General features: G+C 52.6%; 12 protein-coding genes. 9 read left to right on the top strand and 3 right to left on the bottom strand.

The annotated features are described in order from the left end of the window. Positions 1-212 precede the first annotated feature (212 nt). The 7 genes from dpdA to HGHM_RS20405 all read left to right on the top strand — a co-directional run bounded on the left by dpdA (position 213) and on the right by HGHM_RS20405 (position 13,054). Complete coding sequence (gene dpdA, locus HGHM_RS02320) at positions 213-2,255, top strand: tRNA-guanine transglycosylase DpdA (RefSeq protein ID WP_019139890.1); 2,043 nt, start codon at positions 213-215, stop codon at positions 2,253-2,255. Further along, entirely contained in the window at positions 2,255-3,472 is a 1,218-nt protein-coding gene (locus tag HGHM_RS02315) for a hypothetical protein (protein ID WP_019139889.1), read from the top strand. The genes dpdA and HGHM_RS02315 overlap by 1 nt, the downstream gene beginning before the upstream one ends. Positions 3,473-3,482: 10 nt before the next feature. Then, positions 3,483-5,297 carry an ATP-binding protein gene (locus tag HGHM_RS02310; RefSeq protein ID WP_218918030.1) on the top strand — a complete coding sequence of 605 codons (1,815 nt, stop codon included), beginning with the start codon at positions 3,483-3,485 and terminating at the stop codon, positions 5,295-5,297. A 2-nt stretch (positions 5,298-5,299) separates the two neighbouring features. After that, positions 5,300-7,123: a hypothetical protein gene (locus HGHM_RS02305; protein WP_019139887.1), complete on the top strand. Its 1,824-nt coding sequence runs from the start codon at positions 5,300-5,302 to the stop codon at positions 7,121-7,123. Positions 7,124-7,138: 15 nt separating this feature from the next. Continuing rightward, complete coding sequence (locus HGHM_RS02300; protein WP_081583514.1) at positions 7,139-9,403, top strand: DEAD/DEAH box helicase; 2,265 nt, start codon at positions 7,139-7,141, stop codon at positions 9,401-9,403. 104 nt (positions 9,404-9,507) lie between these two features. Then, entirely contained in the window at positions 9,508-11,841 is a 2,334-nt protein-coding gene (locus tag HGHM_RS20410; RefSeq protein ID WP_019139885.1) for a UvrD-helicase domain-containing protein, read from the top strand. 7 nt (positions 11,842-11,848) lie between these two features. After that, positions 11,849-13,054 (top strand): PD-(D/E)XK nuclease family protein, encoded by a 1,206-nt coding sequence (locus HGHM_RS20405; RefSeq protein WP_161603760.1) that lies wholly within the window; start codon positions 11,849-11,851, stop codon positions 13,052-13,054. A gap of 79 nt (positions 13,055-13,133) precedes the next feature. Here HGHM_RS20405 and HGHM_RS02285 read toward each other — a convergent pair whose 3' ends face one another. Together HGHM_RS02285 and HGHM_RS02280 are read right to left on the bottom strand one after the other, a co-directional pair. Then, on the bottom strand, positions 13,134-14,018 hold the full coding sequence (locus tag HGHM_RS02285; protein ID WP_019139883.1) for a tRNA-guanine transglycosylase: 885 nt from the start codon (positions 14,016-14,018) through the stop codon (positions 13,134-13,136). Between the two features lie 2 nt (positions 14,019-14,020). After that, positions 14,021-16,387: a DEAD/DEAH box helicase gene (locus tag HGHM_RS02280; protein ID WP_281004493.1), complete on the bottom strand. Its 2,367-nt coding sequence runs from the start codon at positions 16,385-16,387 to the stop codon at positions 14,021-14,023. 90 nt (positions 16,388-16,477) lie between these two features. On the opposite strand from HGHM_RS02280, the gene HGHM_RS02275 reads away from it, so the two are divergent. Both HGHM_RS02275 and HGHM_RS02270 read left to right on the top strand, forming a co-directional pair. After that, on the top strand, positions 16,478-17,074 hold the full coding sequence (locus HGHM_RS02275; protein ID WP_148415300.1) for a helix-turn-helix domain-containing protein: 597 nt from the start codon (positions 16,478-16,480) through the stop codon (positions 17,072-17,074). Positions 17,075-17,475: 401 nt separating this feature from the next. Then, positions 17,476-22,260, top strand: coding sequence for a DUF3883 domain-containing protein (locus tag HGHM_RS02270; RefSeq protein ID WP_019139880.1), 4,785 nt, complete (start codon positions 17,476-17,478; stop codon positions 22,258-22,260). 501 nt (positions 22,261-22,761) lie between these two features. Here the strand turns inward: HGHM_RS02270 and HGHM_RS20400 are convergent. Then, a complete protein-coding gene (locus HGHM_RS20400) occupies positions 22,762-23,184 on the bottom strand; it encodes a hypothetical protein (RefSeq protein WP_019139879.1) in 423 nt (140 codons plus the stop codon). Between the last annotated feature and the right edge of the window lie 732 nt (positions 23,185-23,916).

The raw sequence follows: 23,916 nt of genomic DNA, 5'->3' as shown, positions 1-23,916 counted from the left end.
ATGCATTTCCCGACAAGAAGATGCTACTCGTCCAAGATTTCAGGATCGGCTGCTATTCGCGATACGTGTGTTTGAGCCATGAGATTTATATTGGGAAAAAGGTGTGTGCGCTACGGTCGTGAACAGAAATTTCTTACTCGCCGCACCAATTGATTGAATAAAGTTATGTGTCGTTGAATCCGGCATTAAAGAACTGAACGAGGAGTTTTGTTTTGCGTATTTTGGTTATTACGTCCTGTACTGGCGAGAAGAGCGTCGAGGATGACCTTCAACTCACCCTGAATGATTTTGCGCAGGGGGCGGCCCATGTTACCGCAAGAGAGAAGAAATTAAAGCATAAGCTTGTTCCCGCGGAAGATCTTTACACTGGTATGCAGCATCAACGATTGATGCGTGGTGTAAAGGTGGCGCGCCAGAGCGGCGTAGTGCAGTGTGACTTGCGAATTCTGTCAGCGGGGTATGGTCTTGTTCCGCATGACCGTAAGGTCGCACCGTATGAAGTCACCTTCGCGACAATGAAGTCTGTAGAGCTAAAAAAGTGGGCAAGGCAGTTGGGCGTGCCGGAGGCCATCCGCAGGACACTCGCCGAGCCATATGATCTCGGACTTATTTTGCTGGGCGAGGACTACCTGGCTGCGTGCGAGCTGGACGAGTCAGTGAAGCTTGGAGGCCCAACACTGCTCTTTGGTGGAAAGGCGACTGCAAAGAAGTTACCTAAGTTAGAAGGCATGCACATGACCGTGCTGGCTAATAGTGATGCCACACGCTTTTCGTGCGGTATGGTGGGTATAAAGGGCGAATTAGCTGCTCGACTCCTTGAACAACTGTCAGCTGCGCCCAGCCGCTTGAATGAGTTTCTTCATTCAGGGGAGGAGCTTCTCAGCCTACTGGTAGGTGGAGCCGCAAGCTCAAAGACAACACGAAGCGCTGGACATGCAAAACCGGAGGTTGACCGTGTGATTGACCTCCCTAATTCATGGCGTAATAAAGTACACCGATCCAAGCTTGCTTATTTCATTCCAGATTGGGACGATCAAGTTGATCCTGATTTCGATTTTGAAACTGACACACACTCCGGTGGGACCGGTGACTGGTCGAATCAGGTATATGCCCACCAGATGTTCAAGGAACCAAACTACGACGGCATACTGATTTCGAAGATTGTCGCAGAACAGAGCAAGAAAAAAGCGGAACGAATCAACCAACTAGGAGTGCATCGCCATCTTAGAGTGCCACGCGATTTTCCGATCATGGGGGACTGCGGTGCGTTTGGCTATATCAATGATTACGAACCGCCTTTTACGACCAATGAAATCCTCGAGTACTACACTCGCCTGGATTTCGACTATGGGGTTTCGATCGATCACTTCGCAATTGGCGAGGACGCGGATCGTAAGAGGCGTTATGAGCTGACCATTGAGAATGCGCGAGACTTCATCGCGGAGCACAACAAACTTGGGCTCAATTGGACTCCGATAGGCGCACTTCAAGGCTGGGATGAAGCGAGCTTCGCCAAGGCTGCAAAACAGTATGCGGCGATGGGATATCGATACATCGCGGTTGGTGCCATGGTGCGTCGTCGTACTCCAGAGATCTTGTCGATCGTAAAAGCGGTACGCAATGTCATTCCTGCAGAAACGAAGTTGCATTTGTTTGGTGTTGCACGATTAAATGCGATTAATGATTTGGCTCGTGCAGGTGTCAACTCTGCTGATAGTGCCTCATGCTTACGTAAGGCATGGTTAGGCGGCTCTGGCAATAACTATTTGACGGTGGACGGCGTCGAATATGGGGCCATTCGCATTCCAGAGGCTGAAAAGAGCTTCAGAGCAAAGCGCATGGTGTCTGATGGGCGTGCCACACTTGACCAAGTACGAAAGCTCGAACGTGCATGCATCGACATACTGCATGCCTTTGATCGGGGAGAGCATTCGGTTGATCATGTCCTGGAAGTCCTATACGAATACGACCAACTTATTACACCAGAACGTCAAGACAATCGTAAATACCTCCGAAAGACACTTGAAGCTAAGCCATGGAAATCCTGTCCTTGCGACATTTGCCGTAAGCATGGTATTGATGTCGTCATTTTCCGTGGTAACAACCGTAATCGCCGCCGCGGTTTTCACAACACATATGCGTTTTATAGGTTGATGCAGCGTGCACTGGCTGGCGAGGTCATTGCCTCTTCGCTCAGAAGCGATGATCCAGATTCTCAAATGAATCTCGATTTGACGGCCGAAGAGGTTGGCTAATGCGCTTTGACTTGCATCTGCGAGAGGTTGTAAAACGTCAAATTTCCGAGGTGGCTCAGGAGATGAAGGCGTGGGAAACCGACCCTACGCTGCGAGAAAAAGAACGTGAGGCTATCAACCAGCGCATTTGCTTCTTCGAACACACTAAACAACGCCAATCAATGCGCTATGGGGGAGTCGACGGTAGTGGCGACTTCCCGGCGCTTACCTATGCCGATTGTGCTGTTTATTTCACAGTTGCGCAGGGCGTGGTGTACGAAAGTACGATTGATACCGGGCTCAAGGAACTTCCTGTGCTCTCAGACCCTGTCGTGCACGTAACCTGGATCCCTGAGCACGAAACTAAGCGCAAGGAAGTACTGCTTGACGCATTCGCCTATCTGGCTGGAAGCGATGTCAAGGAAGTCATCGCACAATCAGATTACATGAAGCTCCGCGCAACCGCAGGGCGCAGATCGGGAACCGTCGACGAATTATTTGACGGGCTGATACTGCCTCACCCAACAGATGCTGGGAATCTTGGGATCCAGTTGCGCACAACGGCCGAGATGGGCGCTGCATTGCGATTAATCTGTAGCGACCAACGCCCCAACTATGTGCTCGTTGATACCACCATGTCACTACCGTTAGTGACGCAATCTGGTTCACTGTTCTTCGAGCATCTCAAGCGTCTATGCTGTGTTGAGGCCACCAAGCGGGGGATTGGCTTTTTTGCGTTGAGTAAGTCCCATGGCTTGCCATCGGTCGAGCAGGTCGATGCCCTCGTTCGCGATAAAGCCATGGCGATGGGCAATTCACATGCCGAGCACTGGTTTATCCGCCTGCCAATTCCCAACGTCGATCCATGGGCCTTCCCTTTGCCAGATGGAAAGCGGGTGCCGCCCTATGGTGCGGTCAGTTACTTGGTGCGTTTCCATCGCAACACGCCAATCATGCGCCTCGATGTCGACTTCAACTATTGGCAGCAGTATCTACGCGGCTCGGATTACGCTGCCACGTCGGCCAACGAAGCCAAAGCGTTTGGCGACCTGGACTACGCCAGCCACGATCAACGGGCATTTGGCTACCCGTATCCGATCAAGGCGTGCCATGACCGCACATCCATGAAGATGGCCGAGCGGGTCGCACTCAGAAAACAGATTATCGATGCCGCGGTGGCCGCAGGCATGAAACGCACGCTGTTCAAAGACGTTTCCATTGCCACCGGGCATGCATAGGGAGGCACACGTGACGATATACGATGATCTCATCGGCAAATTAGGGCGCGAGTTTGGCGTATTGGCGCAGAGCGACACTCATCAACTGACGGTCGTGGCGCACAACGGCGACGTGGCCGTGGGCGATTTATTCCTCATGCCGAGTCGGCGGGGTGGCAAGGAGCGCTTCTACGTCTTTCGCACCAGTGAGTACGCCAACGTCCTCAATCGGGCCATCGACATCGGCGACGTGGCGCGTAACAAACTCACGATGCCGGATTCCTATCGCAGTGAAGATCTGATCGAAGAGCAACTCATCGAGCTCAAGGGTGTCGTGATGGGGTACGCCGAGTTTGAGGGTGAGAAATGGGTCTTCCGTCGTCCGCGCCGGCTTCCGGAGCACCTGACCAATGTCTATCGGATTGACCCGGAAAGTAGCGAGTCGGCCGAAGTCATCCAGTTGTTGTTTGAATCGCAGCTCGGATCGAAAGGGTTGTATATCGGCGACCTGCTCGCGGGCGAACAAGCACTCAATGGCGTCAAGGTGTTTCTGCCGGCATACGCTCTCTCTCATCACATTGGAGCCTTCGGACGTACCGGCGTTGGTAAGAGCAACCTTATGATGGTGCTGATCCGCGCCGTGCTCGACTACAACCGGCAGCGTTGGGTGACTAAAGACAATAGCGAACCGGCGGCCAGTCTCTTCGCCATCGACCCTCACGATGAGTTCCGGCGTTGGCATGCCAACCGGACCGGCGGCGCAGACGGCATGGCGGGCATGGTCGGCGCGATGAGCCAGGACGAAAAGAACGCCCTGGTCGAACCGTTCTACTACCTCACCGCAAGGACGATTACTGACGAAGACATGGCACGGCAGATAGTGCTGTCCCGCGCGGATGTTCTGCCGCAAGACCTCGTCAGCATAACCGAGTTCAGCGAGCAGCAAACAGCCTTTGCCAACCAGCAGTTCGGCAACTGGGGCCACGAATGGGTGACGCGTGTCCTCAACAATGAACTGCGTCGCGAAGATGACGATGGCGACGGACCCGACTATATGGAAGGCACCGTGGGCGCAGTTCAGCGTCGTTTGGGGTTCCTAGCCACGGGTTCGACGCGGGTCTTCTCCGCCTATTTCCCTGAAAAGGGTTACGACTACGAATCCTTGCTGCCCGAGATCATCTGCGCGCTAGAGCGTGGCCGTATTTTGGTCGTCGATACCACGTTGATGAGCGAGTTGGAGCAGTTCCTGGTGACAACCATCGTTGCTCGGACCCTATTCACCCTGAGGCGAGCATTGCGCAGCGTCGAGACCGTGGCCGAACTGCCCACTGCGATCCGTGCCGCGTTTGGCAATGAGTTGCATGAAGACGGTTCTGAAATCTCCCCGGGACAACGGGCGTTGGTTGAGGTGCTATTGGCCAAGATGGAATCTGGCGAACTCCCGTACATCCAGGACGGCAAACCCATCGCCCAGGACAAGCTGCCCTATGTCAATGTGGTCGTCGAGGAAGCGCCCAGCATCCTCAACCCGGCACGGATGCGGTTTGGATCGGTGTTCAGGGACATTTCGCGGCAAGGCCGGAAGTTTGGCATTGGGCTAACGGTGGTCTCGCAGCAGGTGACCGAAATCGATTCCGGGGTGCTCACACAGCTCAATACAGAACTCAACATGGCGTTGGGTAATGAGCAGGAACGGCGCGAAGCGGTTAGGAATGCGTCCGCTGATCTTGCAGGATTCGAAAAAGAGTTGCAGGTGATGGGGAAGGGGCAAGTGATCGTTACTGCTTCGTACCGAGACGTACCATTGCCAATTCAAGTTCCCGATTACGATCTACTTGGTGATTAACTATGGCTAACGAAGTTCTTGGACACATTTACGAAGTCATTACACAGATTGCCCTTGAGGACAGCACCAAGGTTTTCAAGAAGGGCGAGCAGGCGTTCTATGAACAGAAGCCGAAGGGCATCACGATCAAGCCCGACCTCACAATTGGTGTCGATAAAGACCATCCACGAATCATCCTTCAGATAAGTCACACCAATGCTGAGCGTGCATCTGAAAAGAAGTTCTGGCGCAATATCGGTGAGTTCGTCGATGCGCGTCTGGCACTTGGCTTCAAGACCATTATTGCGAACATCGTTTTCGATTCCGGTCAAAAGCGGCAGCTAGCGGTCGTAAGCGAGGCGTTGTTCGACGGATTCCTCGAAGCGGATCGCGCAGCCTATGGGAATGATTTGCTCAAGCTTGGCGAGGATCTGACCGCTCGCGTCAAAAAGGGGAAGGTTGCAAAGGTCGACCGCGTTGCGTTCGTTCGGGGCGAACTCAAGGCAAATCCGAAGGCGAAGAAAACAGTTCAGTCTTTCGCTGCTGAGCTCGAGAAAACACTATCCGCGACATCGAAGTTGTCTTCAGGTTGGTTCGGTGCATCGCAGGCCATGCATAAGACCCGACCTACGCCGCGTATTCCGGCGCGTCGTATCACGTCGGTCAGACGTGGCCTTGGAAGGTTGTTGCCGATCTCAGATGAGACAGACTTGCGCAAACTTTTGGCGGCAATCCGTTCTCAGTCACCGATTGACGTTCCGCCGTATATGGTCGCGCTTGGGCTCGCTAGCCCAGTTGCTGGCGGGAAGAAGCACCGTATCGAGGACCCAGAAATTGTAGGGTTGTGCCAGATCATTACTGACGATGAGGTGGTTGCTCTCTGGCGCGACACCAAGAAAATTTCTCAGGCGCTACGCCAAGCATCGTTCTCGATAGCTCAGTCAAATGATTTTCCAAAGTTCCATCAGTTCGTTGCGAAGAATGTCGCGAAGCTCTCAACAATGTCTGGACTCAGAACCGCGCTGGAAGACTGCTACAAGAATCCAGACAACGTGCTCGGCGAGAATTTGGGTCTGAGCAACCCAGCTCAGCAAGGTAATTGGTTATTCGAATACTTGATGGTTGCAATCAAGGCAAGCACAGGTAAGCAACAGGGGTATGGGTATACCCGTCTTGGGGATGAAAGCGGCTTCCGATTTGAGATTGCCGCAACCGCCGGGGTTGTTCTCTCACCTTATCTTCAGCGGCGCAAACCACTGCCAAAAGACATCCTCGATGGAATTTCAAAGGCGTTATCTAAGCGGATTGGCGGATTGAGTGGTTGGATTCCCGGAGCCTACATAGATATTGCTGGGTTTTATTTGCGCGGACTATTTGAAGACAAGATCTACAAAATCGCAGCATTCGATCCGCTTGCGTTACTGATTGTTCGGCATCTCGGCAAGGCCAGTGGGACTCGCAACAAGCGGACCCCAACTCTGCTCACTGAAGTGCTTGGGAAGAAGGGAGTCGCAACGACAGATGTGATGCACGCTGGGAACAAGATGATTGTTTGGCAATCCGCTAGTGACAAGGGGGTTGCACACAAAACAAAGGAGCTCATGGGGCGCATTGGCATGCTGCGCGTGACTCGGGCGGCCAAGGGTGGGTTGATCCCCAAGAGTGATGTAGGCAAGGTTGCTCTGGTGATCGACGGCACTTGGTCTGCTGCACACATCCAGCGTCTCGTCGAAGCGGGCGCCGATGGGATTTTTTATCCCGACGAGATAGATAAATTGGCTGCCTTCTTGAGCGATGTGAAAACGTCGGCGAGTACAGGAGCTCCGACCTCACTGGTTGTTGTTTAGAAGGTTAGTAGACCTGTGACCCAGACAGCCTTTCCTGACTGGAACAAAGTAGAGACTGAATTGCTTGGAGAGCGAGCCCAGCGCGTCGTTCAACAACGAGCATTTGCCAACGGTTTGTGTTCCGGACGACGAAACATGGTCGTTGCTGCGCCGACGAACAGCGGCAAGAGTTTGGTGGGTTTGATCGGGTTGCTCCAGGCCGTCCATCGGGGCAAGCGCGCAATCTTGCTCGAACCGCTGCGCGCCCTGGCTCGTGAAAAGGGTGAAGAGATCGAACGTCTGGCTGCCGATCTCAAGAAGTCTCTTGGTTGGACATTCAACGTCAAGGTCACGACCGGTGACTATCGTCTGGACGACGAGTCGTACGCCGACCCGGCCCCCGGGGGGGAGTTGATCATCGCCACGCCGGAACGCCTGGAGGCGATCCTTCGCAATCCCGATCACGCATCCTGGCTCGACACCATCGGTGCCGTTTGTGTCGATGAAGCACACCTGATTTCCAACCCACGAAGGGGGCCGACACTCGAGTATCTGATCACCAGTTTTCTTGCGTTGCCAGCGCCACCCCGCCTTTTTCTATTGTCCGCGACGCTGGGTAATGTTGAGGCTGCCAAGTCATGGCTGGAACCGTGCGACGTGGTTCAGGTGTCAGAGCGTTATCCACCGCTAACGAAACAGGTCGTAGAAGTCGGCGCCGGTGAGACAGCTGATGACGCTGTGACGCGATGGTTGAGAGCGGTCTTGCAGGAACAGCAGCACCAAGCTTTGGTGTTTGTGTATCAGACGGCCTCGACAGAAAAGTTGGCGAGGCAGTTGACGGCATCCCTCGGGGAATCGGCTGGAATAGCCGGCGCAATGGTGTATCACGGTAAGATGAGTGTCGCACAACGGGATCTTTCGCGGCAGGCGTTCTTAAATAGGACGTGTCGCGTGGTGGTGACAACTAGTGCGCTTGCGATGGGCGTGAATCTTCCAGCAACGCACGTAGTAGTCCGCGATCTCACATATCCTAACGCAGACTCCCCAGAAGTTGGGGACCTGTTGCAAATGATGGGACGGGCTGGGCGCGGCGATCAATCCGGTACCGCAATCGCTATATGTAAACCCAGTGATGGATGGGCGGTCTGCGAACTACAGCGGATGCTGGACGAGGAACGGCTCCCGGAGTTTCGCTCTGCATTTGCTATATGCGCAGAACAGGGGGGCGACCTGCCAGCCGGAACCACACAGGTGCTATCCCTGCTTTCACGCAAGAGTGATGCGGGTGCATCCCGGTCAGATATTGAGGCGTTCTTCCTGCGCTCGTTCGGTGGGCAGCATCTAGCCGCCTTGACAGGTGAGGCTCTCAATTGGTTGGAGACACGCAAGCTGGCATACTCGGATGAGCGTGTGCATTATAAGTTGACGGCGCTTGGGCGAACTACAGCGCTCAGCGTCTTACCATCTGCATTAGCCGCAGGGTACGCCCGTCTGCTTCGGGATTTGTTGGAGGGTGATTGTGAAGATCACATCCTCACCAACTGGAAGCCCCTGGATCATCTCATATGCCTTAACCTTCTCTATGACCGTACGCCATCATTGCGGCCGTTCAGCGAAGCGCTCGCTAAATTTGTCGATGGATGGGCCGAACGCAACGCGCAGTTTGCGCCCCACATATTTCAAAAGTGGGTGAGGGGCGGAAAGGGCTACTCATCAGCTCACGAAATCCTCGGGTCGTTAGGTGTTTCGGTCGAAGGTAAAAGTCTCGATGCTCGAAAGGAAGCTGCACGCAAGGAAGCGTACAAAGCAACTTTTCTGGCGATCGTGTTACACGAGCGTTCTATGGGAACCTCCAACGACGCCATCGAGAAACAGTACGGCATCAAAAATTTCGAAGGAATTGAAGAGGGATGGCGCGACGGGTTGTTGTGGTTGCTTGGTGGCGTAAGCCGCATGCTGGACATCAAGGTGTTTTTCTACCATCTTAAAGAAACTTGCGAAGCATCTCCAGAGCGGATCCAACGTGTCAAACGCTTACTCGGAAAAATGCGTCACGAGACATTCGATATGCAAGAGCAAATCAAGTATTGCTCAGCATTAGGTCCGTTACTCAAGCAACTCAAACGCTCCGCAGGCGGGCGCGCCGGAGTCGGAATTCAATCCATACGCAAGCTCGAAGAAGCAGGAGTGACCTCGTTTAGTGAGCTACAAAAACTAGGTTATGAAGGATTGATCGCCAGAGGGATTCGACGTGATATTGCCAAGAGGATAGCGTCGTTTACCAGGAAGCGACTTATGTAAGCGGCGCGATCAGATAAAAGGGAGGTGAGCAGTAGTTGCTTCGTGTTGCCAGAAGTTAAATTGCTGCTATATTCTTCAGTTCAGGGGGAGAACTAGAAGAAATCATGATTGAACTTGCTGAGCTTTATCGTGCTGTTAAGGCGTTCCGTGGTCACGAACCCGATGATGAACAAAAGCGTGCAATCGAGAAACCTGTTGATTGCGGGCTGATGATCGTCGCAGGTCCAGGATCTGGAAAGACAACAGTACTAACGCTTCGTATTTTGAAACTGGTACTAGTCGATGGCGTCCCGCCTCCTGGTATCGTAGCGACGACTTTTACCAAGAAGGCAGCGCAAGAATTACGTTCTCGTGTTCTAGGGTGGGGGTTTCAGATATTGGACCGTCTGCTTGCAGATAGCAGGATAGGGCCGGAAACGCACGAAAAACTTGCTGGGCTCGACATTAACCAAGTCTGGACCGGAACAATCGACAGTCTCTGCGAACAGTTGTTACGCGACCATCGGCCGCCCGGAACACAACCGCCCGTGCTAGCAGATGAATTCGTCGCAAGAACCTTACTACTACGCGACGGTATGTTTGCAGGCCATCGCTACGACGATGACGATCTCGACGCGCTACTCCGTGCGCTGCACTCAGAAGGTGGTGGTGGGTATGGCTACAACCTGAGCGCCAAGTTAAATCTTGTTCAATCGCTTTGGGGGCGACTTTTTAATGATCTGGTCGATTGGGAACACCTCCTTTCCCAATCCCCAGCCGACCAAGTTAAGGCGCGGCAAATCCTCGGCGACATTGTCAGTGATTATCACAAATCGTTGCAGGATCGAGGAATGGTGGACTTTGCGCTCCTTGAGTTCGAGGTATTGCAGAGACTGCGTAACGGGCAACTGGATGAATTTCGTCAAGGTCTGCGGGTTGTCTTGGTAGACGAATACCAGGATACCAATCTGCTTCAAGAGCAGATTTACTTTCAGTTGGCGAAATCTTGCAATGGAGCGCTCTGCGTTGTTGGGGACGACGACCAGAGCCTCTATCGCTTTCGCGGTGCCACAGTCGATCTTTTTCGAGACTTTGAATCGCGTTATAGAACGACCTACGGAAAAGCAGCGGAGAAGGAATTTCTGGCCAATAACTATCGTTCTACGAAATCCATTATTAGTTTCGTCAATGCCTATGCTGGGCTTGACGCAGGCTACCAGTCGGTCCGCGTCAAAGGCAAACCGCAGTTGGCTTATCCCTCGTTCGCGAATGACGGGGTGCCGGTTTTGGGCATGTTTCGACCGACCGTTGGTGAACTGGCCGACGACCTCGCCGACTTGATTTACGATGTTTTTCGCGGAAAGGGGTTCTCAGTTCCGGGACATGGCCACATTAGTTGTGACAGCGATAGCGGGGGAGACATCGGGGATTGTGCATTATTGTGTAGTAGTCCGGCTGAGTATTCCAGTGGCGGTAAGGAGCGCTTGCCGCTTCTTTTGCGGCAAGCGTTGGCAGTGAAGCCACGACCAGTCGAGGTGTTCAATCCGCGGGGGGAAGATATTGCGAGCATCCCGCTCGTGCAGAACTTCGGCGGGTTTCTGCTGAAAGCAGTTGATCCGGATTGTACGGTGCTTAATGCCGGTGTTTCCGGGATTCCTCAGAACGTTTCAGACAAATTGCGAGACTGGGTAGACTCTGCAAATACTTTGGTGAGCTTGGGAGAAGTGCCAAAGGGACTGACAGAATACATCGCTGGATGGGCAGCCCGTGACCCGGGCCGAGCAGGATACGAATGGCCCAAGTCAATTTCGATCATCCAACTGATCTACGGGGTTGTTCATTACTTCCCATCCCTTCACAACACAGCCGAGGGGCAAGTCTATCTGGAGGTGTTTACGCGGCAGTTAGCGGCTTGTGAGCAAACAGGGAAATTTAAAGGACGAATGGCATACAACGCTGATGATCCAGGGTTGGGCCAGGCTTCCATTAAAGAATTATTGCGTGATTTTTTCGGCCCGATAGCGGCTGGAACGACGTCAGTAGATGAAGAATTAATCGAATCCTTTCCTCGAGATCAACTTAGCGTATTGTCAATTCATCAGTCCAAGGGGTTGGAGTTTCCTCTTACGATTGTCGATGTGGGATCTGACTTTAAAGGCAACTACGCGGCGCAACGTTTCAAGCGTTTTCCGAGTGACGGCGGGCCGCCTCATCGGATGGAAGATATGCTTCGTCGTCATTCGTCACTTGGCCCGCCAACGAGATCACCGCGTGATCGCGCCTTCGACGACTTGTATCGTCAGTTTTTTGTCGCTTTCAGTCGTCCACAAGATGTCTTGATTCTTGTTGGCATAAATCCTACCCTGCCCGGTGGAAATGTTGCGAACGTCGCGACCGGGTGGGATCGCATCGGCGTGTGCCATTGGGCGGGCAAGAATCTGCCGTTTACCAAGATTTGAGGCTCTTATGAAACTATCAGTGCGCCCGAAAGTTTATTCCCTCCCTTCGTATAGCCTAACTGGAGATTTACTGGGATATTTGAGGTGTGGACTTCAGTATCGTTACACCAGAATCGGCAAGCTGCCTTCTTCTCGCCCTGTACAGCTATGGTTCGGTGAGTTCATCCATGGGGTGCTTGAAGAAGCGTTTCGTCGCTATCAAGAACGATTCAAAAAGGGTGAGCATGCTCTGCCACCATGGGCGGCTGATGAATTGAATAGCATCTTTGAGCTCATCAAGAAGCGCCTTTCTGCTCGAGGATTGGTGCCATGGGACGACGACTTGGAGCGACTTGGTGATTTACGTGCTACTGCAGCGATTCAGGAAATGGGGCCGCACCTTTTTCCGTTGATTCATCGCGCAGAAGTCCGACTGTACGGCGCTCGTGCGCTACCGAGTATCGACAAGTCGTGGGAATTCCGGGAGGCTGACCGCTACGAAATGGTTGGAGTTATCGATGTCGTGACACATGTCGAATTGCAAGACCCGAAGCATCAAGATAATCCCATCGTCAGGGCGGTCCTCGCTTCCCTGCCGAAGATGCCTGTAGAAAACTTTGAAGTTATCATCGATTACAAAGGAATGCGCCGGCCACCGGTAAGTGGGGGTAGTTATTGGGCTCAGTATGCTTGGCAACTTCAGACGTATGGAGAGTTGCGACGAAGACAGCCCGACGCGTTGCCAGTCGCGGCGGGTGTGCTTGTCTACCTGAATGAACTTTATCCGACCAAGACTGATTTTGAGACTATCAGACGCGAGGTAAAAAGAGGTAAGACCGATATTCCGCCCAAACTTGGAAGCGAGGCGGAAGCAATTCTCAAGAGTTGGCCATCGAAGGAAAAGGAAGCACCGTTGCTACCATTCGATTATCGGCTACAGCGCTCTTTGCGCGCCTTACCTATCAACGATGAATCAATTGCGGACGCGTTGAATGCGTTTGACGAAGTAGTTAAGCGAATAGAAACGTGCAAGGGGAAAGAGGCAAAAGGGTTGCCTGTTATGGATGCGTGGGAGCGGAACGCGTCGGATGAGAACACCTGTACCGTTTGCGATTCGCGCACCTATTGCCCGGATTTTCAGAAGACGTTTGGGAGGAAAACTGGGGAAACACATCCGAAGCTGCCCGGTTTTAAATCTAAAGAGGAAGGCTGGGGGCACTCATCTCGTGATTGAGCTACGGCTTTGGTGGCTGAAGTTTTTTATTACACTTTGTGAAGTTTTAAGTGTTGATGCACAAGGTCGGGGCCATGAATCAAAAGTAATTTCTCCGGAGATGCGGTGAGACGGAAAGAGGGAGGCTTCCTCGAGTTGCGTTTGCGAGGTTACATAGCGCTAGGTGGAGAAGCTGCGTCGGCGTTGGATTAGTTATAGTCACTGTATCCGCCCCCCAGAGCTTACCGTCCGCAGCTAATTTCAAGTATGAGCTAGAGTCTACCGAATCGGCGCCAGCGCGAAATACGAGGTCAGCGAGTTCTGGCTTGCCGATTCCGAAGACGTGTATCGGCGTTTCGCCGACGATCTCGCGGGTTTGACGTACAACCGATCTCAGGAAATCTCTATCTTTCGCGCGTGGAACCAGTCCACCGATCGCTACACCATCGAATTTGCAGTCAACAAATGACCTGGCACACGCAAGAAACGATTCTAAATCCCAGCCTTGAATACAAGCGTAAAGAGGCATGTCTCGGCGTCTGCGATTCTCAATCGCCCAGTAAGCATTTTCGATGGTGAGTCGTTGCCTCTCTTTCGCCCGTTCAAGGTCGAGTGATGGCGGAATCGGGAAGTCGAGAGTAAAGGCGATTTCCGCGTTTTGCTCCTGAAATTCGAGCAGTTCGCTCGGGGTAATTGTTTCGATGCCCGTGTCCGTCTTAATCTCGATAATGCCCAGGCCATTGACTTCAACGACTCTTGCATTCTCAAAGAGGCTGGCGAAGCCACCCGAATCAATCATCATCGGGAGGCGGATCGCACTTTTCTGTTGCTTCGCGTAGTGATACGAGACCATCACAGCAGATGCGAGCCGAGTCAAGTATGGGCGAACCAATTCGTCCAGCGGATATTTTTTCCCGAACGTTGTCACGGGGACGTAAGCGGGGAAACGTATTTCTCCCTTACGAGTATTTATTGACCTTGCCATGCTTATGACATCCACAATTGGAAAAGATCGATCGTCGGCGATTGGCTGCTGTCCGACATCAGCGATGATGCGCGCATAACCTCCTTATCACCTACATGCGACTGCACGGCAAGAAGATGTTTGCAGCGATATCCCTTTGCAAAGTCAATGCAATCGCATTCGTAAATGTTCCCCGCGCCTCTAACCACTTTATGTGGATCAGAGCCGCCTGTAACAACAAACTCTCGGTGTTCCGCTCGTCTCACAGCAAGCGAGCGCGCGCGCCTCAACCGGTAGGGATCAATTTCACTTGGCCAATCACACATGCGTTGGCCAATTTTTTCTCCAACGTCACGCAGCAGATATATGTCGTCCGATGCCATTAAGTGGGCTGCCTGTTCGACCCACTGCTTTGCCCGATTCCTGGAAATACCACCAAGTGCAATGAGATCGTCTTCGCGGCATTGCGCCAAGTCCTCAACATGCCTGACCCCTACGCCGACAAGCCGTTTAGCCCATGTGGTACCAATCCCCGGTACAAAAGTCAGGCTAATTTCTTCTTCGTTCAAGCCAGCCCCGACCATTTGGGTCAGTAACCTAATCTTTTTGGGCACTTCCGCAGGGCTCGTGAATACATCGATCTCGTTAGAGGTCGTGATGGTCAGTTCAGCGATCGAAGCCATCGCGGTTAGGAGTCGTTCTACCGATTCACAGACCCGTTTAATCTCCAGTGGATAACAGTCCAGCCCTTCCGCCACGTCTTCACATTCACCGCAACGAGTATATCCACGAACCGCGAGCGCCATCTTCAGTGCTGCCAAAAAGCGGCGAGGCGAGATACCGCACAAGACCGGGAGTTCATGAGGACCGCGGTTCAGTAATGAAGACCTCTCGCAAGCCAATTGGTCCGAAAGTGAGGGAATTTCCTCAAAGGAAACCGGAAGAACTGGATCGCAATCATCGGACACGCAAGCTATGATCAGGAGGTCGAAGAAGGTCGGCGATTCACAGCGGCCCAGTAGCGTTCGAAACATCAGAACCGTTTGCGGTGAAAGCATATGGCGCGAAGCGATCCGGCCAATTTTGGTTAGCTTTAGCCGAAATTCCTTTTCATTCTGATTAGTCCGGTCGTGCTCAGTGAGTAACCCACCTTTGAGCATGTCGTCCAAAAGCGACTCTACATTGGCTAAGCGATTTTGGAAGGACGCTAGCGATTCGCTCAATGTGCGTCGCAGTTCAGTTCTTGTGCGGGAAAGTCCGCTCGCAAGCTCAGCGACAATCTGTTCGGCAAGCGCTCGAGGATTTGCCAATGAAGATTGGCATGGCTCAAAGCTTTGTTGTTCATAGTCCGTGCCTTTGCCTCCCCACGAAGGCGTGAAGAGAACCGCTTCTCCTCTAGTATCTAAGCCAAAGCGTCCTGCTCGCCCCACCCTTTGCCATACTTTGGTCTTGGATAATGGTACGAAATCTGATCCATCAAACTGCTGAACATCGTAAAGCACGACTTGCCTTACCGGCATATTCAGGCCGACCTCCAGCGTCGATGTCGCGACAACAATGTCGATGTCTGTCCCCCGGAATTGGTGCTCTATCTTTCGTCGCGTGTCATATTCCAATCCTGCATGATGATGACTTGCTCGAAATCCGTTCAATTTAAGATGACCTGCCAGAGCTTCAGCGCGTCGCCGGCTTTGGGCAAAGACGAGGCTCTTTCCGCCGTGACGCGTTGTTTGGTGAACCTCTTGGACCAGTAAATCGGGCTTTTCTTCGGCGCGCTTGTAGTGAACGTATTTCCATGTGAGAGGTACTGGTCGCCAATTGGCGACGTAATCGACGCCGTCAAGCCACTCGGCAAGTTCCTCGCGATTCCCAAATGTGGCGGACAGCGCCACGATACGGAGAAATGGGTTTAGTCGTCGGAGTCGCATGAGCGCGCCTTCCAGGCGAGCACCGCGATATCCATCGCCAATAAGATGGAATTCGTCGATGACGACGAGGTCAGTTTCTGGAATCCAATCCCAATGGCTACGCCAGTTCCGAGTACAGCTGTCGAGCCGTTCCGGTGTCATAAGTAGGAGGTGCGCTTCTGAAAAGCTGACCGGATAAGCAGATCCGGACTTCCCAAAATCACCGGTAAAAATGCCAACCTGGTACCCATGGCTCCGCTCATGCCAGTGTTCATATCGCTCTGCAGCAAGAGCGCGCGTTGGACACACGTAGATCGCTCGCCGCCCGTCATTTAGCGTCTTCTCGATGGTGCGGTCGGCCAGCCATGTCTTACCGCTCCCAGTGCTCATTTGTAATACACAATTGAACCCTGAGTCCAATAGCCCCATGTCCATGATCTGCTGCTGCGGCGGAGTAAGGCCACGAGGAAGAAAGCTTGTCACAAATATGCCGTTATAAACCAAAAAAGGAATGAAATCGCCATAAGCAGTATAGAAGAAATCCAGAAAATACGTGCTGATTGCAGAATACTTTTGACGAAATTGTTAGCTTATGGCAACGTGCGCGATATGTCCCAACTTGCAAACATTCCGAGAAACCTTGCATGCCTACTGTGGAGGGATAATGTCGTGCCCGACCAGTGGGAAAACCATCTAGCAAATTGGTGTGAATGCGGGGTGGATCGGGCCCGGCAGATATTGTCTGGAGGCAAGCAAGTCTCTGATCGCGAACTGCAGTTGATCGCGACGGCCGCTCAGGTCGATTCCGAACAAATCGTGTTTGGAGATCTTCTGGAAGGAGTAGATATCTTTCTGGAAAATCTTAAGTTTCTCCTAAATTCGCTGGAGCACGGAGGAAAATCACGCCTTGCGGCTTACCTAAGCGTGACACCGATTACTGTCTATAAATGGAAGGGGGGCGAGCAAAGACCCTCCGCCAAACATAGTGAAGGTTTGTTGCGTTTCTTCGGTCTGGATGCCTCAGTTAATCTTGCGGTTGATCCGTTATTTTTGGTCCGTGAACCCATTGGAACTCAGGCAAAGAAGCTTTGGTTGCGCCAGAAAATCGACGCGATGGAGGAGGAATCTCTGTCGAAATATTTTCCGGCTCTAAAAAAACTTCTCGACTAGCATTCAAGCGACAAACTATCTTGTTTTTGATCGCGAGGCTGCATGAACATGTCCCGCAAGCGCAATGCGTGACCAATCTTCGGACATGATGACCCTGCACCGGAACTTAACCCAATGGATACGCTATGGGGGCAAGGCAAGGATACCTCTACCGCCAACAAGCACTTCATGCGAACTGGTTAGGCTGATCCAAGCAGATACACCGTTTCCACTTATTGCCGACAACATGCGATGATAACGACTCAACATCTGAGTAGGTGATGTTCGTTATGGCTCCATCGGTTTGAACCGCATCACGGTTTAGGAATAGCGCCCAAGTAGAGTAGATGGATAGCGAATTTATGTCGTAGATCAAGTGCTTCGTTTGAAGCAGTTCGACAGGGATAAGGCTTATAACTACAATGGATGAGAAAACCCCATTCCGCAGAAGTGGTTCGTACACCGCAAACCTACTCGGAAACATCAAAAGCCATCTCGCTGCACTGCAAGGCTACGACGTGATGGCCCTTGAACTCATCCAGAACGCGGATGACGCCAAAGCAGAATCAATCGTTTTCGACATCACCGACCGCGGCCTGTTTGTCACTAACAGCGCCACGTTTACCTACTGCGGCGACCTGCACACCCGCCCATGTGGCTTCCTCACCAGCCACAACTATAGCTGTGACTACCACCGCATTGCGGACGTAGGAAGTGGAGGAAAGCTCTCTCGCGGGGAGAACATCGGACGTTTCGGGATTGGTTTCGTTTCAACGTATCAAGTTACCGACCATCCGGAGATCCGGTCCTCTGGCGTTAAGCTGACACTCCACCCGGAAGTAGGGCAATGGTTCATCGAGCAAATTGATCAATCTAACGGCACCACTTTCTTCTTGCCTTGGGCAAACGACCCTAATACCGAAGCTCGGCTTGCACTTGGGACGTCGCACATCAGCGCCGTTCATATCGATCAGCTCACGGAGGACTTTCAAAAGGTCCTTCGAAAGAGCCTGCTGTTCCTGCGTCACGTCGAGAAGGCGGAAGTTCGGCGAAACGGTGAGCTGCTCTTAGCATGTGATCTAGACCGCGGCGATGGATCCGACTTGATCGTCAGTTTTCGACCAAGCGGCGAGGTCGAGCATTGGCACATCTTGCGAGCTGATGCTGCGGAGTCTGCCGCGCAATTGTATGCTACTCATCCTCGTCTTGAGTCGCTTGGTCGTGGGACCAAGATCAGTATCGGGCTGCGGATCGACCCTATGCCTCTCACTGAGGGGGTACTTTACGCGTTCCTGCCCACGGAGCAGTCGACTGGGCTGCCGATCCATATCAATGCTGACTTCTTTCCCGAATCCGATCGGAAAGCGGTTATCTTTGCTGGCCACCAGCACGAGCAGGCGTGGAACGAAATGCTCATCGACGTCGCTGCCGCTGAACTTTCGCGAGACCCGGAGGGCTTGTTGCAAATACTCGGCAGCGTGCAGCTCTGGCAGATCTTAGGGCGTGCGTTTGACCTTTCGAAGCCATTGAACCACCCGGCTTGTTTTAAGCGCTTCTGGGAACGCTTGGTGGTGAGCGCCTCTCAAGCACGGATTGCTCTTGCTCAGGACGGAAGTTTACAATGCCCTAGCGCTGTCTTTTTCCCAGACAAGGCGCTGACTCCATTCCAGGTGAAGGCCCTGCAAGAAATGGGAGGAAGTGTTGTCGTTGAAGAGTTACGCCAGTTCCGAACGGCCATTAACCAACTGGGGGCGCCGTTATTGACATTTGAGCGGTTGGTAACACTGCTTGAGCAAGCCATGGCGCAACAGGCTCCTGGAGCGCAGCAAGTCGAAGAGGAAAAGCTCGAGAGCTTCTACCAGCCACTTTGGGGCATGGTCAATGATTTGCTTCCGGAAGCGGTTGCTCCGAACGCAGGAGCAAAGGCGGCCATTCGGCGATTGCTGGCCATCCCCTTCATCCTCACGGAGGATCGGTACGTCGTTACGATCAACGAGTCCTTCGCGTCGCCTGCCTCGTTGGATGCTGGTCAAGTCGCTTCATTGGTGCCAAGGCTGGCGATTGCGGCGCAGCACATGCTGGGATTCCCAAAGATTGCGCGGCTGATCCAACCACTCGAACTCGGTGCCGTCGTCAATCACATCAACACGATGTGCACCACCGAGCGCATCGAAAACATCATCGGTGTGGAAAAGCACGAATTACGCGACCTGTATGCCATGTTCGCGGAGCTGGATCGCCAAGGTAATGTCGAAAAGGCGGTGTATCAAGCGCTTCGGAACCTGCCGATCTGGCTCTCCAGTGAAGGTTTGATCAAAGCAAACCAAGCTTTTATTCCTGGCAACTTCAGCGATCCTACCGGATTGGCCGATCTCCTAGACACGTCCATCCTGACCGATTCAGTCCGAGAATTCATGGTGAGCAAGCTTGGTGTTCACACTCAGACGATCGAGACGTTCGTACAGAACGTGCTGCCGAGGTTCTTCACTGAAGCCGGACCTCTGAATGAGAAAAAGTACGCCCGACTCATCGGTGAACTTTCCAATCACCCAGCGCTCGTGAACGATGAAGATATCCGACGACTGTTAGGAGCACTCCCCATCGTACCGACGCAAGATGGACGGTGGTCGAGCCCCAACAATACCTATAGACGTACAGAGGACTTGGTGAAGGTTCTCGGCGACGCAACGCACCTTTGGCTGGACGCCAGTCGAATGCCGAGCGCCCGTTCGGTCCACACCTTCATCGACAGCCTCGGGATTCGTCGCTCGCCCATCGCGAGACATCTGGTGGACCGGATGCTCTTCATCGCAGAAAAGTATTTACCGACAGACGAGGCAAAGCGTGCAAGCAGTGAGGCTTTCTATGTCCTTTGCGACCACTACGAGGAATGGAAGGAAAGGACGTTCTTTCAGGATGCTATCGCCGAACTCCGAGGGGCGGTGTGCTTCCCAGCCGAAGGCGATGCGGAGAACTGGCACTCGGCGGATTCACTCTATGCGCCCTATCGCGCGGAGGCATTCCGTTCACAGGCGAACATCCTCGATTTCAGGAACACGGCACGCTTGAAAACGGAGCTATTGGAGGATCTCGGCGTCACCATCAACCCGGAAACGCAGTTGGTGATCGACCATCTGCAGTACTGTGTCAAGACGGGCGTCCAACCCCATGTATCGACCTATCAGGTTCTGAATGAGCGGGCTCAGCGGGGCGATCCGCTGATCTCGACATTGGCGGGCTCGAGATGTATTTACGCCGAGAGCCAGAAGACTTTCGTACGGCCAAATCAGGTTTACTGGTCGCCACAGCAGCTTGGTCGATACGCCTTCACCATTCCTGGGAATCTAGAAGGGTTTAAACCGCTGTTCTCCGCAATTGGTGTGAAGAACGCTCCCGAGGGTCGAGACTTCATTGATATCCTGTTGGATATCGCTGGGGAACACTTCGAACAGTCCAAGCGCGTTACTGGATCGGATCGATCTGTCTATGACGCCTGCTTGATCGGCTCATCTATTGCAGACGACCACGAGCAAATTCATGCTATTGACATTCGAAAATTGCAGGAGGCTCCATCGATATTGAATCTCCTGGGACAGCCGACGCATCTGGACGAAGTACTCCTCCAAGATAGTGAATGGCACGTAGGATTTTTCAATGGCGAGCTCGACAGTGCGCTGTGCAAACCTGCTCCAGAACTCTGGCCGTTCATCGAAAAATTAGGCGTTAGGCGCCTCAGCGAGTGTGCCGAAGTTGCGCTCGAGTTCGTCGATGGCATCAGGTCTGAAGAGCCGCAGATCGCCGAGAAGCTAATGGAAAGGATCGATATCCTTGCCCGACTGCTCCACGACAAACCGACCATGGTCAGACGAAAGGTCCGCAAGGCTCTTTCGGCACTGGAGGCCACCAGCTACGAGCTGTTGCGGATTCAAGCGTCTGTGCACGTCGGTGGGGACCGTGTATCGGCGCCACCTACGACAGCTCACGCCTTCTACGATATCGGTAAACATCAATTGATCCTTGCGCGTCCCGTGAGCGAGCGGAGCTGGCCGCATGTCTTAAATGCCATCTTTCACCAATTGATGCCAGAGGAACCAGGAAGCGAGATCTCGAAACTGACGCTCATGCTTCGCCCACTGATGAGTATGCCAATCGAAGAGGCTCACCGCGAGCTGACCGAGGCAGGCATTCCCTATATGGATACCGAAAGCGAATACGGACAGACAGGTGATTTGACCTCTTCGAGTATCGATGACCTAGGGAGCACGACCGACTCAGCCCACCAGCCCGAGAACGAATCGGAGAGCACGCTAGACGAAGGGCAAAGCGGCCAACACCATTCATCGGACCGTCATAACACGAGTCGACCGCCTGGTGAGGCTCCAGTTAGTACTAAGAATAATGCTTCCTCAGATCAGAAAAGACTTGAGACAAAATCTGCGGGCACGCAAGAGAAACAGGCTGTAGAAAATAGCCAACCTTTAAGGCACAGTGACAATACGGGCACTTTGGCGAGCGAAGAGCGCATGAAGAAGCCACGCCCAAAGTATAAAGAGCAGTGGGACCGGCGACTGCTCTCCTACGTGCGGAAGAAGCGAGAAGAAGCTGCGCATGCTGACGAACAAGATAACCGCTCGGAGCACAATTTGGCTGTTGAAGCGGTGGCCCGCGCCGCTGTCTGCACCTATGAAAAGGCACGAGGTCGTGTTGCTGAGCAGATGGCCCAAACGCACCCTGGTTATGACATCATCAGCCGCAATCCATTGACAGGTGAAGACCGGTTCATTGAGGTGAAAGGTGTCAACGGGGAGTGGAATCAGACCGGTGTTGGTCTGTCGAGGCTCCAGTTCAGCAACGCCCAAGAGTACGGTGAGCGTTACTGGTTGTATGTGGTTGAATTTGCTTCGGATCCAGAACACACACGCGTTCATGCGATCCGCAATCCTGCAGCACAAGTTACGTCATTCATGTTCGATGGCAATTGGCGCGATGTAGCCACTGATGAACGTGCTGACCCTTCGCTTGCCTTCATCACAGGCACCAGGGTGAAGCATCAGCATTATGGCTTTGGTCAGATCGAATCGATGGAAATAACAGGATCGACACGTGTCATGTCAATCGAGTTTGAGACCATCGGTCGACGCACAGTGACTTTGAATTTACAGGCGATGGCGGTGGTTGAGGAAGACGATGCGAACTATCATTCCTGAACTGAATGACGCTCAGCTTGCTGACCTGCCACCGTAGGCTGAAGCAAAGGTCTACTGCGCATTGTAGGATGGCCTTCCACCTGACTTCGTCGTTTTCTTTCAGGTCGGGTGGATTTTGTGGCAAGAGGAGAACAGGCCAAGGGCGGCTAAACTGATTTCGTCGCCTGTTATCTTGAAGTAAAAGAAGCTGCGCAGCATGCCTCACACACTCCTCTGCAATCCTACCGCAGTATTGTTATAAACCGCGAATCCTCAAGCCTTTTCTTTCAGTAAAGTCCCTAGGGCAGGCAGCTTGGGCCCCAAGTTCCACTCATGCGTCAAACAGGTCAACTTGCGTCGGGATGTAAAGCGCCACCTCACTTTTTAAGGCGCATGGACATGTCCTGCACCGCACTGCGTAACCAAATCATCAGAAGTGACTATCAACGACCTCTTGATCCAAGAACGTAATGTTGGCTCGTCTTGCTTCATTATCCTGAATCGTTAAGGAACAGCGCAACGTTAATGAGCTGTCGCATCAACCAAGTTCTCAAATAGCAGAGAAATGATTTGCTTTTTCTTGGAGATAATGGAATTTGAAAATAGCATCAAACTATTTAGGAGATCAGATAAATCGTCGGGATTAGTGACCTTGTTCAGTTTCGCTTCAATCGCCGATAGAGAGTTCATCAGCTCGTCGTGCGATTTTTCAAAATCTGACATCACAAACCTTGCGGCATCCGTTCTCAGAATATTCGCTCGAAATCTTAGGGCGTATTCTTCGGTTAAGAGCGCATATGGAGTAATAAGGGGGCTTGTTACGTTATTTGACGAGAGCTGTCTGAGCGCCTCGTGGACCTTGTCTAGAAGAAACACAATTTTTGTGGCAACTGCCGCCACTTTCTCTGCGGAAGAAAACGCTTGGTCTTCACTGCGTGCTTTCATGATGTACTTTTTGCTAATGGTTAACTGTTTGTCCCGGCCGGCAAAGTAAGGCCGATAATTGGGATAATCATCACTGAATCCAGCCCGTGCGATTACAGTGCTCAGAAACAATGTTACAGCTGAAATTCTTCAGCCCAAGTCGTGCGCGTTGATCTCGCATGGCTCAGCCATAGTACCCTCTTTATAGCGGGGATTAAGACCGACTCGTAGGTGAATCCCAGTGTTTGGACAACGGGACTAGATGCTGTACCGTCAGTATTGCCGGTACGCCCAACGCATACTTTACTATCTCATCTTGTGGCATATATGATCGCTTTTGACGCAGCGGTTACCATCCGTGCAGTCTCTGTGAATGTAAGCCGGTTATCTACGACTAGACAGCGATTTCATTGCAGCCCTACCGCTTTGGTCCGGCCTGCCGGCGGCAATTTGCCTCATTCTCTATGCCCTGAATTGCTACGTCTTTGCTTTAGCAGCTTGGAAACTACGCCGGTATTACTTTCTGGAGTGGGCTCGCATCCGATATTTCACGAATAAAAGTTCCCAAGAGAGAAAAGGGACTGTCGAAAAATCAATTTCAAGCTGTGGATCCGATCGCCTGGATAAACTCGTCAAGTGTACTCCGCGCACCAATTTCACTGCCGCCACTTAGGTGTGGGCGCACAACTTTCTATTCATCAGTTTTATATGGACGTTATACAAGTTGTCTTTTCACCTTTCTGTCGAAGTTTA

The organism is Noviherbaspirillum massiliense JC206 (genome assembly GCF_000312045.1).
GTDB lineage: Bacteria > Pseudomonadota > Gammaproteobacteria > Burkholderiales > Burkholderiaceae_D > Noviherbaspirillum > Noviherbaspirillum massiliense.
Note: the sequence above shows the minus strand (reverse complement) of the source record. Positions and strands in the feature narration are given on the sequence as shown.